This is a genomic window from Streptomyces sp. NPDC048383 (assembly GCF_040651775.1).
GTDB lineage: Bacteria > Actinomycetota > Actinomycetes > Streptomycetales > Streptomycetaceae > Streptomyces.
Genome location: NZ_JBEZKS010000009.1, coordinates 18,280 through 31,979, shown reverse-complemented (window position 1 = coordinate 31,979; position 13,700 = coordinate 18,280). Strand labels below are relative to the sequence as shown.

The following is a 13,700-nucleotide window of genomic DNA, read 5'->3' as shown; positions in this document are numbered from 1 at the left end:
GGATTATGGCGTGCCGGCGGCGCGTTTGCTACCCGTCGGTAGAAACGGGTTCGTCGAGCAACTCGGCCATCCTGCGCAGGCCTTGGGCGAGCGCGCGGCCGTCGGGCGCGCGTTCCGGGTCGGTGAGGGCCTGCACCATCACCCCGCTGAGCAATGCGAGGTGCACCGAGCCGAGGCCGCGTACGTCCTCCTCCGTGACGGCCTCCTCGGCCACCCCGGCCAGCGCCGCGGCCACCATCCGCCGGGAGCGGCGCTGGCCCTCGGCGAGCGCGGCCAGCAGTTCGGGCGAGGACTGGGCGTGCACGAAGGCCTCGATGTTGGCGATCCACAGCCAGCGCAGCTCGCCGAAGTCCCGGATCTTGCGGTCCCAGGTGTCGACGTACCGGGCCTCGGCGGTGTCGCCCTCGCCGGCGAGCCGGCCGGAGCCGGCCGCCCAGTCGTCCATGGCGGCGAAGAGGGCCTGGTTGAGCAGGGCCTCGCGGGATCCGTAGTGGTAGCCGATCGCGGCCATGCTCACCTGCGCCGCCGAGGCGATGTCGCGCACGGTCGTGCGCAGGTAGCCCTTCTCCTCCAGGCAACGCCGGGCTCCGGCCAGCAGGTCCTCGCGATTTCCCATGCCGGGATGGTAGCCGCGTCCCGATTTGGGCAACCGCCCTACACGTACGTATTGCGCACCTGCCCAATTCCTGGCAGGCTGCGGACATCGAAAGATCCACCGGCCCCGGAAGGCACCGACCATGCGTCACGAGCTGAAGATCGACGACCGCACCCTCTCCTACCGGGACTTCGGCGGCCCCGGCCGCCCGCTGCTCGCCCTGCACGGCGGGATGTCCGAAGGGATCGCCTTCAAGGCCCTCGCCGAGGAGCTCGGGGACCGCTGGCGGGTCATCGCCCCCGACCAGCGCGGCCACGGCGACTCCGACCGGGCCCCGGTGTACGACCGCGAGGGCTACGTGGCCGACGCCGTCGCCCTCCTCGACCACCTCGGCCTGGACGAGCCCGTGGCCCTGCTCGGCTACTCGCTGGGCGGGTACAACGCCTGTTACCTGGCCGCCCGTCACCCCACCCGGATCCACACCCTCATCAACGTCGACGCCGCCGTCGAGGTCCGCCCCGGCGAGGCGAACTGGTTCTCCTTCCTCGACGGCCTGCCCTACACCGCGCCGACCACCGGGGAACTGCTGGCCGCGGCCGGGCCGGTGGGCGGCCAAATCGTCGGCGCCGCCCTGCGCAAGCTGCCCGACGGCTCCGGCTGGCGGATGCCGTTCCACCCCCGGGACCAGCTCGACTCGATCGCGGGGTGCGCCGGCGACCACTGGGACGCCTGGCTCGGCAGCCGTTGCCCGGCGCTCCTCATCCACGCCGCGCAGAGTCAGGCGCTGCCCCAGGAGCAGGCCGACGCCATGGTGGCCCGGCGGCCGGGGACCTCGTACACCCGGCTGGACGGCGACCACTTCGTCCCCTTCAGCGACCCGAAGGGCTTCCACCGGGCCGTCGCGGAGTACCTGGACGGGCGGCGCTGACCCCTCGGGGCCCGCGGTGCCTCGTACGGGCCGCGGTGACCTCGGAGGGGCCGCGGTAACGCCGGAGGGGCGGCGGGCCATCGGCCCACCGCCCCTCACAGGCGCCCGCGTACGGGAGTTACTTGATGACGGTGATCCGGTTCGCCGCCGGCGGGGCGATCGGGGCCGCCTCCGAGGAGTTGTTCGCCAGGTAGGCGTTGAAGCAGTCCAGGTCGGACGCGCCCACCAGCTTGTTCTTGTGCTCCTTCAGGACGGTGAAGCCGTCACCGCCGCCCGCGAGGAACTCGTTCATCGCGACCCGGTAGGTGCGGGCCGGGTCGATCGGCGCACCGTTCAGCCGCACCGAGTCGACGACGATGCGGTCCGCGCCCGCCTTCGTCATGTCGAGGGTGTAGGTGAAGCCCTTCGAGACCTGGAGGATCTTCGGGTTCGAGCCGTTGACCGCTCCGGTGACCTGCTGCTGGAGCGCGGTGACGAGCTGCGCGCCGGTCAGGTCGACCACGTTCATCATGTTGGTGAACGGCTGGACCGTGAAGGACTCCCCGTAGGTCACCACGCCGTCGCCCTCGGCCCCGGAGGCCTTGTGGGCGAGGTCGGCGCGGATGCCGCCCGGGTTCATGATCGCCAGCTCCGCGCCGCCCTTGTCGGCGGGGGCCAGCGCCTCCAGCTGCGCGTCGGCGATCAGGTCACCGAGCGGCTTCTCGAACTCCGGCGAACCGCGGCCCGGGATGTCCGCCGAGATGAAGCCCTGCGGACGGTTGGCGACCGGGGCCGCCAGCTCGTTCCAGCGCCGGATCAGCTCGGTCATGTCGGCGGCCTTGGGCTGCTCACGGGTGACGAGCTTGTTGACCGGCTTCGGCGCCGCGACCGGCGTGCGGACGATGTCCTTGGTCTGCCGGTCGTAGGTGAGCGTGGTGTCCGTGTACAGCCGGCCGAGCGAGGCGGCCGAGGTGACCGTGCGCGGGTTGCCCGCCGGGTCCGGGATGGTGCAGCTGTAGGCCTGGTGCGTGTGGCCGGTCACCAGCGCGTCGACCTTCGCGTCGACGTTCTTGGCGATGTCGACGATGGCACCCGAGATGCCGGCGCCGGCGCCCGGAGCGTCGCAGTCGTAGTTGTACGCGCCGTTCGCGGGCAGTCCGCCCTCGTGGATCAGCGCGACGATCGACTTTACGCCCTGCTTGTTCAGCTCGGCGGCGTACTTGTTGATCGTCTCGACCTCGTCGCCGAACGTCAGGCCCTTGACGCCCTCGGCGGTGACGACGTCCGGCGTGCCCTCCAGGGTGACGCCGATGAAGCCGATCTTCACGTCCCCCTTCTTCCACACGAAGGTGGGGGACATCATCGGACGCTTGGTCCTGTCGTCCGTCACATTGGCCGCGAGGTACTGGAATTGCGCTCCGGTGAACGTCTTGCCGTACTCGAAGCAGCCCTCGACCGGGTGGCAGCCGCCGTACGACATGCGGCGCAGCTCGGTGCGGCCCTCGTCGAACTCGTGGTTGCCGACGCTGGACACGTCCAGGCCGATCTTGTTCAGCGCCTCGATGCTCGGCTCGTCGTGGAAGAGCCCGGACAGCATCGGGCTGCCGCCGATCATGTCACCGGCCGCGGCCGTGACCGAGTACTCGTGCCCCTTGCGGGCTTCGCGCAGGCTGGTCGCGAGGTACTCCACGCCGCCTGCCGGTATGGCCTTGGTGGTGCCGTCGGCCTGTCGCTCGCTCACCGTGCCCGAGGAGCCCTGCGGGGGCTCCAGCGTGCCGTGGAAGTCGTTGAACGACAGCATCTGCACGTCGACGGTCCGGCTCTTGGCCGCACCGCCACCACTCGCGGCTCCGGCCGGCAGCGCCGCGGCGACCATGGCTCCGGCACCGGCCGTGAGGGCGAGTGCGGTGAGGGTCAACCGGCGGGCCGTGCGGGGCCGTTGTGGCGTCGCTGACATGTAGTCCCCTTTGTGGACAGCGAGACAAGTTGGGAGGTCCGCCGCAGCTTATTGTCAACGCGCGTAGCACGACAGGGGGTAACGGGTTGCGAGCTGGTTACGCAGGCGTTCCGGGACCGGTGGGACCCCGGTCCGGGCCTGCGGGACACGCAACCGCGGGCCGCGGTCGTAGGCTCGTCGCATGACTGACGCAGCAGCGGCCCTGGAGCCGGGACGGCAGATTCAGACCCTCGACGAGCTGACGGAGGAACAAGCCGACTCCGTGCTGGACCTGATCGCGGAAGCGGCCCGCACCGACGGCACCACCGCGGTGTCCGAGCAAGGGCGGATCCAACTGCGCGGCGGACCGCGCGAGGGCATCCGGCACTTCCTCCTGAGCGACGGCACCCGGCTCGCCGCGTACGGGCAGTTGGAGGACACCGACCCGGTGGAGGCACCCGCCGCCGAGCTCGTCGTGCACCCCGCGCTGCGCGGCCGCGGCCACGGCCGGGCCCTCGGCTCGGCCCTCCTGAACGCCTCCGGCAAGCGGATCCGGGTATGGGCCCACGGCGGCAAGTCCGCCGCCCGGCACCTGGCCCAGGTGCTCGGACTGACCCTCTTCCGCGAGCTGCGCCAACTCCGGCGCCCCCTGACAACCGGCGACCCGCTGCCCGATCCGGCCCTGCCGGCCGGCGTGACGGTGCGCGGCTTCGTCCCGGGCACGGACGACGCGGCCTGGCTCGCCGTGAACGCGGCGGCCTTCGCCCACCACCCCGAGCAGGGGTCACTGACGCAGCGGGACCTGGACGACCGGATCGCGCAGCCGTGGTTCGACCCGAAGGGCTTCTTCCTCGCCGAGCGCGACGGTGAGCTGGTCGGCTTCCACTGGACGAAGGTGCACGAGGCGGAGCGGCTCGGCGAGGTCTACGTCGTCGGGGTCCGGCCGGGCGCGCAGGGCGGCGGCCTGGGCAAGGCCCTGACCGCCATCGGCCTGCGCCACCTCGCGGCGTCCGGCCTGCCCACCGCGATGCTCTACGTCGACGCCGACAACCCGGCGGCCCTGGCCGTGTACGAGGGCCTCGGCTTCACCACCCACGAGGTCGACCTGATGTACCGCACCGAGAGCTGACCGGACGGGCCGCCGGCGCCCCTGGACGGGATCCGGCGGCCCGGGACACCGCCCCTCACGGCCCGGTGCGCCGGGCCGTGAGCCCCTCGAACGGCCCAAGGCGGCTCCGGAAAGAGACTGGAAGCCATACGCCATTAACCGGGCATTCAAACGCGCTTGCCAGTCTCCGGTCATGCAGCCCCGACTCCGACTGACAGCAGACGCTTCCGACGCGCCTGTCCTGCCTCGTGCGCGGAAGAATGGAGGCATGAGCCAGAAGCCCAGCGCAGGCCCCAGCGAGGTCCCCGCCCAGCACCCCTCCCACCCGTCCGCGAACAGCGCCGCCGCGGTGAAGGCACGCCTGGGCTCCATCGCCGCCCACCGCCCCGGCGGCCTGGATCCGGACCTGGACGCCGACCTCGACGCGTACGAGGACAAGGACGGTACGGGCGAACTGCCCGCCAACCGGTTCCTCGACCGGGAGCGCAGCTGGCTGGCCTTCAACGAACGCGTCCTGGAGCTCGCGGAGGACCCGAACACCCCGCTCCTGGAGCGCGCGAACTTCCTGGCGATCTTCGCGAGCAACCTCGACGAGTTCTTCATGGTCCGCGTCGCCGGCCTGAAGCGCCGCATCGCGACGGGCGTCGCCACCCGTTCGGCCTCGGGCCTGCAACCCCGCGAGGTCCTGGACCTGATCTGGACCCGCTCGCGCGAGCTCATGGCCCGGCACGCCGCCTGCTACCAGCAGGACATAGCCCCGCAGCTCGCCGAGGAGGGCGTCCACCTCATCCGGTGGCCCGACCTCACCGAGAAGGAGCAGGCCCGCCTCTTCACCCTGTTCCGCAACCACATCTTCCCGGTGCTCACGCCGCTGGCCGTGGACCCCGCGCACCCCTTCCCGTACATCTCCGGCCTCTCCCTGAACCTGGCCGTCGTCGTCCGCAACCCGGTCAGCGGCCACCGCCACTTCGCCCGGGTCAAGGTCCCGCCGCTCCTCGCCCGCTTCCTGGAGGCCTCCCCGCAGCGCTACGTCCCGCTGGAGGACGTCATCGCCGCGCACCTGGAGGAGCTGTTCCCCGGCATGGAGGTGCTCGCGCACCACATGTTCCGGGTGACCCGCAACGAGGACCTGGAGGTCGAGGAGGACGACGCCGAGAACCTCCTCCAGGCCCTGGAGAAGGAGCTCATGCGGCGCCGCTTCGGGCCGGGCGTGCGCCTGGAGGTCGAGGAGTCCATCGACCCCGGCGTGCTGGACCTGCTCGTCCAGGAGCTGAAGGTGTCCGCCGCCGAGGTGTACCCGCTGCCCGGGCCGCTGGACCTGACCGCCCTCTTCGGGATCTCCTCCCTGGACCGGCCGGAGCTGAAGTACCCGAAGTTCGTCGCGGGCACGCACCGCGACCTCGCCGAGGTCGAGTCGGCGTCCGCGCCGGACATCTTCGCCGCGCTGCGCGAGCGGGACGTCCTGCTGCACCACCCGTACGACTCCTTCTCCACGTCCGTGCAGGCCTTCCTGGAACAGGCCGCCGCCGACCCGGACGTCCTGGCGATCAAGCAGACGCTGTACCGGACCTCGGGCGACTCCCCGATCGTCGACGCCCTGATCGACGCGGCCGAATCCGGCAAGCAGGTCCTCGTCCTCGTCGAGATCAAGGCCCGCTTCGACGAACAGGCCAACATCAAGTGGGCGCGCAAGCTGGAGGAGTCCGGCTGCCACGTCGTCTACGGCCTCGTCGGGCTCAAGACCCACTGCAAGCTCTCCCTCGTGGTCCGCCAGGAGGGCGACAACCTGCGCCGCTACGCGCACGTCGGCACCGGCAACTACCACCCCAAGACCGCCCGGCTGTACGAGGACCTCGGCCTGCTCACCGCCGACCCGCAGGTCGGCGCCGACCTCTCCGACCTGTTCAACCGGCTGTCCGGCTACTCGCGCCGCGAGACCTACCGCCGGCTGCTGACCGCCCCGAAGTCGCTGCGCGACGGACTGATCTCGCGCATCGACAAGGAGGCCGACCACCACCGCGCCGGCCGGCCCGCGTACGTCCGGCTGAAGATGAACTCGATCGTCGACGAGGCCCTCATCGACTCCCTCTACCGGGCCGCCCGGGCCGGTGTCCCCGTCGACATCTGGGTCCGCGGCATCTGCGCGGTGCGTCCCGGCGTGCCGGGACTGTCGGAGAACATCCGGGTCCGCTCGATCCTCGGCCGCTTCCTGGAGCACTCCCGCGTCTTCGCCTTCGCCAACGGCGGCGAACCGGAGGTGTGGATCGGCAGCGCCGACATGATGCACCGCAACCTCGACCGCCGCATCGAGGCCCTGGTGCGGGTCATCGACCCCGCACACCGCGCGGCACTGGACCGGATGCTGGAGACCGGCATGTCCGACGCCACCTCCTCCTGGCACCTGGGTCCGGACGGCGAATGGACCCGGCACAGCACCGACGCCGAGGGCCAGCCGCTTCAGCACGTCCAGGAGATGCTCATAGACGCCCGGAGGCGCCGGCGTGGCTCAGCCAAACCATGACCCGACCGCGGGGGACGTACTCGCCCCGTACCTGCGCTCCCAGGCCACCGCGTTCCTGCGCGCCCTGCGCCTGCACGAGGAGAGCACCGGGAGCGGCCCGGACTCCGCGGAGAGCGGGCAGGCGGCGCGCGGCCTTCGGGGGGCCGCGCGCCGCATCGCCGGCTCCCTGAGCACCTTCCGGGTGGTGACCGAGCCCGGCTGGGCCGACGGGCTGCGCACCGAGCTGGTGTGGCTGTCCTCGACCCTGGCCGACGAGCACGCGTACGCCGCCCGGCTGTCGCGCCTGCTGGACGCCCTCCAGCGGCTCTCGGCGGCCCCCGAGGTACCGGCGCCGCGCGGCGGCGTCGCCACGTCGGGGGCGCTCACGGTGGGCTCGGCGCGGGCGGGCGCCCTGCTGGAGCGCCAGCTCACGCTGGCGCGCACCCGCGCCCACTCCACCACCCTCCAGGCGCTCGGCTCGGCCCGCTTCCACGCGGTCGCCGACGCCGTCGCGGTGCTCGCCTCGGAGGTGCCGCTGGACCCGGTGGCTGCCCGCGGCCGGGTGACGGAGGTACTGGTCCCGCTGGCTGCGGTCACCGAGGGCCGGCTCGACGCGGCCGTCACCGCCCTGCCGGCCACGCCGCAGACCCCGTACTCGGCCCACGAGGACGGCGCCTGGCACGAGGTGCGCCGCCTGCTGCGGGTCCACCGGTACGCCCGGGAGGCCCTCGGTGACGACGTGGCCCGGCTGGTGGCGGCGGGCGCCGCCCTGGACGTGCACCGCGACGCCTCCGACGCGGCCACCGCCTCGGCGACGGCCGCCCGCACCCCCCGGATCGCCCCGGCGACGGCGTACGCCCTGGGGGTGCTGCACGCCGACCAGCGGCACGCGGCCCTGGCGGCCCGCCACACCTTCCACGCCGCCTGGCACCCCCTGCCGGCCTGAACCGGCCGCCCCGCGCCCCCTCGCCCCGCCCGACGAAGACCCGTCGGGCGGCGGCGTTTCCGGGGTCGGCGGCGTCCGACCGTCCCTTTCCGGCCACCCACCCCGGTCCGACCGCGTTGACGCGCCGGCGAAAGTCACGGCAGGATAACGGGCGGATAACGTCCCGTTACGTCCGGGTACAAACCACCCCATCCGCACCGGCCCGCCCGCCACGGTTCACTCGCCGTTCACCAAGCGCCGTCGACGGCTTCACCTGTTCTGCCTAGTTTCGGTACTGCAAGGTGCGAGCCGGACGGAAAACCGCGGCGGCCGCGTCGGGCGAACCCGTAGTCCTCCTCGCACGCCGCCCCGACACAGAAAGCGGCCGGCGGCTCCCCGGAAGGAACACCCGAAACAGTGAAGCTTCAGCGCAAGAACATGCTTCGTGCCTCCGCCCTCGGCGCGCTCGTCGTGTCCGGCGCCCTGGTCCTCACGGCGTGCGGCTCGGACGACAACACGAAGACCGGCACCGACGGCTCCTCGCGGGCCGCGGCGCCCGCGCCGGGCGACGTCAAGTGCGACGGGGCCAAGGGGAAGCTCCTGGCATCCGGCTCCTCCGCGCAGAAGAACGCGGTCGACCTGTGGGTCAAGAACTACATGGCCGCCTGCTCCGGCGTCGAGGTGAACTACAAGTCCTCCTCCTCCGGTGAGGGCATCGTGGCCTTCAACCAGGGCACCGTCGGCTTCGCCGGTTCGGACTCGGCGCTCAAGCCCGACCAGCTCGAGGAGTCGAAGAAGATCTGCACCGGCGGCCAGGGCGTCAACCTGCCGATGGTCGGTGGCCCGATCGCGCTCGGCTTCAACGTCGCCGGCGTCGACAAGCTGAACCTCGACGCCGCCACGATCGCCAACATCTTCAACGACAAGATCAAGAAGTGGGACGACGAGGCGATCAAGAAGCTGAACCCCGGCGTCACGCTTCCCTCCACCGCCATCCAGGCCTTCCACCGCTCCGAGGACTCGGGCACCACCGAGAACCTGGGCAAGTACCTCAAGGCCGCCGCCCCCGACGCCTGGTCCTACGAGGCCTCGAAGAAGTGGCCGGCCCCCGGTGGCCAGGCCGCCTCCGGCTCGGCCGGCGTCGCCTCCCAGGTCAAGGCCGTCGACGGCGCGATCGGCTACTTCGAGCTCTCCTACGCCAGCTCGCAGAGCATCAAGACGGTCGACGTGAACACCGGCGCAGGCACCCCGGTCAAGGCCACCGGCGAGAACGCCTCCAAGGCCATCGCCGCCGCCAAGATCGCCGGCACCGGCTCCGACCTGGCGCTGAAGCTCGACTACACCACCAAGGCCGAGAGCGCGTACCCGATCGTCCTGGTCACGTACGAGGTCGTCTGCGACAAGGGCAACAAGCCCGAGACGCTCGGCACCGTGAAGTCCTTCCTGGAGTACACCGCCTCGGACGCGGGCCAGAAGGTCCTCACCGAGAACGGCTACGCGCCGATCCCGGCCGAGATCAACACCAAGGTCCGCGAAGTCATCAAGTCGCTGGCCTAGTCCTGACCCCCGCGATGCCGGGTGGATCCCGTCCGATCCGCCCGGCGTCCGGGGACCTTCCCCCTTCCACCCGGGGGGATCCGGTGCACCGCCGCCAGGGGGCCTGCCCCCACTCAGACCGGAAAGACCATGGCTTCCACCACACCCACCCAGATAGACACGGCTCCGCCTGTCTCCAAGAGCGGAAGGTCCACCGGCCGCGCCGGTGACAAGATCTTCGCCGGGCTCTCCAAGGGCTCCGGGATCCTGCTCCTGGTGATCATGGCGTCGATCGCCATCTTCCTCACCTACCGCGCAGGCATCGCACTGTCGAAGAACGAGGGCAACTTCCTCACCACCTTCGACTGGAACGCGTCCGCCAACCCGCCCGTCTTCGGCATCGCCGTCCTGCTCTTCGGCACCGTCGTCAGCTCGATCATCGCGATGGTCATCGCGGTTCCGATCGCCGTAGGCATCGCCCTGTTCATCTCGCACTACGCGCCGCGCAAGCTGGCCGCGCCCCTCGCCTACGTGGTCGACCTGCTGGCCGCCGTGCCGTCGATCGTCTACGGCATCTGGGGCGCCCTGTTCCTGGTGCCGCAACTGGGCGGGCTGAACCTCTGGCTCGACGAGTACCTGGGCTGGACCTACCTCTTCGACAAGACCCAGGTCGGCGTCGCCCGCTCGCTCTTCACCGTCGGCATCCTGCTCGCGATCATGATCCTGCCGATCGTGACCAGCGTCAGCCGCGAGGTCTTCCTCCAGGTCCCGCGCATGAACGAGGAAGCCGCCCTGGCCCTCGGCGCGACCCGCTGGGAGGTCATCCGCATGTCGGTGCTGCCCTTCGGCCGCTCCGGCGTCATCTCCGCCTCGATGCTCGGCCTCGGCCGCGCGCTCGGCGAGACCATGGCCGTGGCCACCGTCCTCTCCCCGAGCTTCCTGATCTCGTTCCACGTCCTGAACCCGGGCGGCGGCACCTTCGCGCAGAACATCGCCGCGAAGTTCGACGAGGCCAACGAGTTCGGCCGGGACGCGCTGATCGCCTCCGGTCTGGTCCTCTTCCTGCTCACCCTGCTGGTCAACGGCGCCGCGCGCATCATCATCGCCCGCCGCAAGGAGTTCTCGGGGGCGAACGCCTGATGAGCCACGCACTGCAGGACCCGCGTCCCGTACGGGACCGCAAGTCCGCCGCACCCGCCTCCCTCACCCGGGGCGGCCTGCCCCGCTGGTCCCCGGCCGGCATCGCCGTCCTGTCGGCCGTCCTCGGTTCCGGCACCGGTCTGGTCTTCGACCTGCACAGCAAGGTCCAGTGGGGCCTGATCGCGGCCCTCCTGTTCGTGGCCATCACGTACACGGCCAGCGCGATCGTCGAGAACCGCCGCCAGGCCAAGGACCGCGTCGCCACCTCCGTCGTCTGGGTCTGCTTCATCCTGGCCGTCATCCCGCTGCTCTCACTGCTGTGGACCACGATCAGCCGCGGCATCGGCATCCTCGACGCGGACTTCCTCGGCCACTCCATGAACGGCGTGACCAGCTTCGAGGAGGGCGGCGGCGTCTACCACGCGCTGCTCGGCACCATCGAGCAGGTCGGCCTGGCCACCCTGATCGCCGCGCCCGTCGGTCTGCTGACCGCCGTCTACCTGGTCGAGTACGGCCGGGGCTCGCTCGCCAAGGCCGTCACCTTCTTCGTCGACGTGATGACCGGCATCCCCTCCATCGTCGCGGGTCTGTTCATCCTGACGACCTGGAACCTGATGCTCGGCTTCGGCCCCTCCGGCTTCGCCGGCGCCATGGCGCTGTCGATCCTGATGATGCCGGTCGTGGTCCGCTCCACCGAGGAGATGCTCAAGCTCGTCCCGAACGAGCTGCGCGAGGCCGCGCTGGCCCTCGGCGTGCCGAAGTGGCGCATGATCCTCAAGGTCGTGCTCCCCACCGCGATCGGCGGCATCTCGACGGGTGTCATGCTGGCAGTGGCACGCATCGCCGGCGAGACCGCCCCGATCATGTTGCTGGTGTTCGGCTCCCAGCTGATCAACGGCAACCCCTTCGAAGGCGCCCAGTCCTCGCTCCCGCTCTACATCTGGGAGCAGTACAAGGTCGGCAGTGAAGCCTCCTACGACCGGGCATGGGCCGCAGCGCTCGTCCTGATCGCCTTCGTCATGATCCTCAATCTGGTGGCCCGCGGCATCGCCCGCTGGAAGGCCCCGAAGACCGGTCGCTAAAAGCGAGCCCGTTGTGCGGCTCCGCCGCTCGTGACCACCTGAAAGCGAAGTGACCCCTCATGGCGAAGCGAATCGACGTCAGCGGACTGTCCGCCTTCTACGGCACCCACAAGGCCATCGACGACATCTCGATGACCGTCGAACCCCGCTCGGTGACGGCCTTCATCGGCCCCTCCGGCTGCGGCAAGTCCACCTTCCTGCGGACCCTGAACCGGATGCACGAGGTCACCCCCGGTGGCCGCGTCGAGGGCAAGGTCCTGCTGGACGACGAGAACCTCTACGGCGCCGGCGTCGATCCGGTCGCGGTCCGGCGCACCGTCGGCATGGTCTTCCAGCGCCCGAACCCCTTCCCCACCATGTCGATCTTCGACAACGTGGCGGCGGGCCTGCGCCTGAACGGCTCGTTCAAGAAGTCCGAACTCGCCGAGATCGTCGAGAAGTCCCTCCAGGGCGCCAACCTCTGGAACGAGGTCAAGGACCGCCTGAACAAGCCCGGCTCCGGCCTCTCCGGCGGTCAGCAGCAGCGCCTGTGCATCGCCCGCGCCATCGCGGTCGAGCCCCAGGTCCTGCTGATGGACGAGCCCTGCTCCGCCCTCGACCCGATCTCCACCCTCGCCATCGAGGACCTGATCGGCGAGCTGAAGGAGCGCTTCACGATCGTCATCGTGACGCACAACATGCAGCAGGCGGCCCGCGTCTCGGACCGCACCGCCTTCTTCAACCTCTCCGCCGTCGGTCAGCCGGGCAAGCTCATCGAGATCGACGACACGGACCGGATCTTCTCCAACCCGTCCGTCCAGGCGACCGAGGACTACATCTCGGGCCGCTTCGGCTAGACACGGGATGGACGAAACGTCCTGCGGTGCTGCATGGCGGTGCCACCGCAAGGCGAAAGAAAAAGGGCCGGCTCCCCCTGGGTGGGGGGAGCCGGCCCGCTTTCGTACCGGGACGCCGACGGCCGAAGGCCTAGCCGACGAAGGCCAGGTTCACGATCCAGAAGCTGACCGCGGCGACCAGGGCCGCGGCCGGCATGGTGATGAACCAGCCGAGGATGATGTTCTTCGCGACACCCCAGCGGACCGCGTTGATCCGCTTGGTCGCGCCCACACCCATGATCGCCGACGTGATCACGTGCGTGGTGGAGATCGGCGCGTGGAAGAGGAACGCCGAGCCGAACATGATCGAGGCGCCGGTGGTCTCCGCCGCGAAGCCCTGCGGCGGGTCCAGCTCGATGATCTTGCGGCCGAGCGTGCGCATGATGCGCCAGCCACCCGCGTACGTACCGAGCGACAGCATCACCGCGCACGCGATCTTGACCCAGATCGGGATCGCGTCGCCCGCGCCCTGCACATCGGCGATGACCAGGGCCATCATCACGATGCCCATCGTCTTCTGGGCGTCCTGGAGGCCGTGGCCCAGGGCCATGCCGGCCGCGGACACCGTCTGCGCGATGCGGAAGCCGCGCTTGGCCTTGTGCGGGTTGGACCGGCGGAACATCCACAGGATGGCCACCATGACCAGGTAACCGACGACGAGACCGACGACCGGCGAGATGAACATCGGGATGACGACCTTGTCGACCACCCCGGACCAGATCACCTCGGTGCCGCCGGCCAGGGCCGCGCCCACCATGCCGCCGAACAGCGCGTGCGAGGAGGACGAGGGCAGGCCGAAGTACCAGGTGATCAGGTTCCAGACGATCGCGCCGACCAGCGCCGCGAAGAGGATCCACATGCCCCGGTTGCCGTGGGGCGTCTCGATGAGACCCTCACTGACCGTCTTGGCCACGCCGCTGCCGAGGAAGGCGCCCGCCAGGTTCATCACCGCGGCCATCGCGAGCGCCGCGCGCGGGGTCAGGGCCCGCGTCGAGACGGAGGTGGCGATGGCGTTCGCGGAGTCGTGGAAGCCGTTGGTGTAGGTGAAGCCGAGCGCGACACCGATGGTCACGATCAGCGCAAAGGTGTCCACGTG

The 13,700-nt window shown here is 70.7% G+C and carries 11 protein-coding genes; 8 read left to right on the top strand and 3 right to left on the bottom strand.

Going from position 1 to position 13,700, the window contains the following annotated elements; all coding sequences use genetic code 11:
• Nucleotides 1–28: 28 nt before the first annotated feature.
• A complete protein-coding gene (locus AB0D46_RS09025; protein WP_362876636.1) occupies nt 29–616 on the bottom strand; it encodes a TetR/AcrR family transcriptional regulator in 588 nt (195 codons plus the stop codon).
• 121 nt (nt 617–737) lie between these two features.
• Between AB0D46_RS09025 and AB0D46_RS09020 the strand changes: the two genes are divergently transcribed.
• Nucleotides 738–1,523: an alpha/beta hydrolase gene (locus tag AB0D46_RS09020; protein WP_362876635.1), complete on the top strand. Its 786-nt coding sequence runs from the start codon at nt 738–740 to the stop codon at nt 1,521–1,523.
• A 118-nt stretch (nt 1,524–1,641) separates the two neighbouring features.
• Here AB0D46_RS09020 and AB0D46_RS09015 read toward each other — a convergent pair whose 3' ends face one another.
• A complete protein-coding gene (locus tag AB0D46_RS09015; RefSeq protein WP_362876634.1) occupies nt 1,642–3,459 on the bottom strand; it encodes a bifunctional metallophosphatase/5'-nucleotidase in 1,818 nt (605 codons plus the stop codon).
• Nucleotides 3,460–3,640: 181 nt separating this feature from the next.
• On the opposite strand from AB0D46_RS09015, the gene mshD reads away from it, so the two are divergent.
• From mshD to pstB, 7 genes are all read left to right on the top strand, one after another.
• Nucleotides 3,641–4,567, top strand: coding sequence for a mycothiol synthase (gene mshD / locus AB0D46_RS09010; protein ID WP_362876633.1), 927 nt, complete (start codon nt 3,641–3,643; stop codon nt 4,565–4,567).
• A gap of 247 nt (nt 4,568–4,814) precedes the next feature.
• Entirely contained in the window at nt 4,815–7,067 is a 2,253-nt protein-coding gene (locus AB0D46_RS09005) for an RNA degradosome polyphosphate kinase (RefSeq protein ID WP_362876632.1), read from the top strand.
• The gene (locus tag AB0D46_RS09000) at nt 7,048–7,992 is read left to right on the top strand and encodes a CHAD domain-containing protein (RefSeq protein ID WP_362876631.1); all 945 of its coding nucleotides are present in this window, start codon (nt 7,048–7,050) and stop codon (nt 7,990–7,992) included. Before AB0D46_RS09005 ends, AB0D46_RS09000 begins: the two co-directional genes overlap by 20 nt.
• A 396-nt stretch (nt 7,993–8,388) precedes the next feature.
• Nucleotides 8,389–9,528 carry a phosphate ABC transporter substrate-binding protein PstS gene (pstS, locus tag AB0D46_RS08995; RefSeq protein ID WP_362876630.1) on the top strand — a complete coding sequence of 380 codons (1,140 nt, stop codon included), beginning with the start codon at nt 8,389–8,391 and terminating at the stop codon, nt 9,526–9,528.
• A gap of 129 nt (nt 9,529–9,657) precedes the next feature.
• A complete protein-coding gene (gene pstC, locus AB0D46_RS08990) occupies nt 9,658–10,647 on the top strand; it encodes a phosphate ABC transporter permease subunit PstC (protein WP_362876629.1) in 990 nt (329 codons plus the stop codon).
• Entirely contained in the window at nt 10,647–11,729 is a 1,083-nt protein-coding gene (pstA, locus tag AB0D46_RS08985; protein ID WP_362876628.1) for a phosphate ABC transporter permease PstA, read from the top strand. The genes pstC and pstA overlap by 1 nt, the downstream gene beginning before the upstream one ends.
• 59 nt (nt 11,730–11,788) lie before the next feature.
• On the top strand, nt 11,789–12,565 hold the full coding sequence (pstB, locus tag AB0D46_RS08980) for a phosphate ABC transporter ATP-binding protein PstB (RefSeq protein WP_362876627.1): 777 nt from the start codon (nt 11,789–11,791) through the stop codon (nt 12,563–12,565).
• Nucleotides 12,566–12,695: 130 nt separating this feature from the next.
• On the opposite strand, the gene AB0D46_RS08975 is transcribed toward pstB, so the two are convergent.
• The gene (locus AB0D46_RS08975) at nt 12,696–13,697 is read right to left on the bottom strand and encodes an inorganic phosphate transporter (protein ID WP_362876626.1); all 1,002 of its coding nucleotides are present in this window, start codon (nt 13,695–13,697) and stop codon (nt 12,696–12,698) included.
• Between the last annotated feature and the right edge of the window lie 3 nt (nt 13,698–13,700).

Bases quoted from the DNA above. Each gene is read 5' to 3' on its own strand.
- AB0D46_RS09015 (WP_362876634.1), bottom strand. From the start codon at position 3,459: ATGTCAGCGACGCCACAACGGCCCCGCACGGCCCGCCGGTTGACCCTC.
- AB0D46_RS09005 (WP_362876632.1), top strand. From the start codon at position 4,815: ATGAGCCAGAAGCCCAGCGCAGGCCCCAGCGAGGTCCCCGCCCAGCAC.
- mshD (WP_362876633.1), top strand. From the start codon at position 3,641: ATGACTGACGCAGCAGCGGCCCTGGAGCCGGGACGGCAGATTCAGACC.
- pstB (WP_362876627.1), top strand. From the start codon at position 11,789: ATGGCGAAGCGAATCGACGTCAGCGGACTGTCCGCCTTCTACGGCACC.
- pstC (WP_362876629.1), top strand. From the start codon at position 9,658: ATGGCTTCCACCACACCCACCCAGATAGACACGGCTCCGCCTGTCTCC.
- AB0D46_RS09020 (WP_362876635.1), top strand. From the start codon at position 738: ATGCGTCACGAGCTGAAGATCGACGACCGCACCCTCTCCTACCGGGAC.
- AB0D46_RS09025 (WP_362876636.1), bottom strand. From the start codon at position 616: ATGGGAAATCGCGAGGACCTGCTGGCCGGAGCCCGGCGTTGCCTGGAG.
- pstA (WP_362876628.1), top strand. From the start codon at position 10,647: ATGAGCCACGCACTGCAGGACCCGCGTCCCGTACGGGACCGCAAGTCC.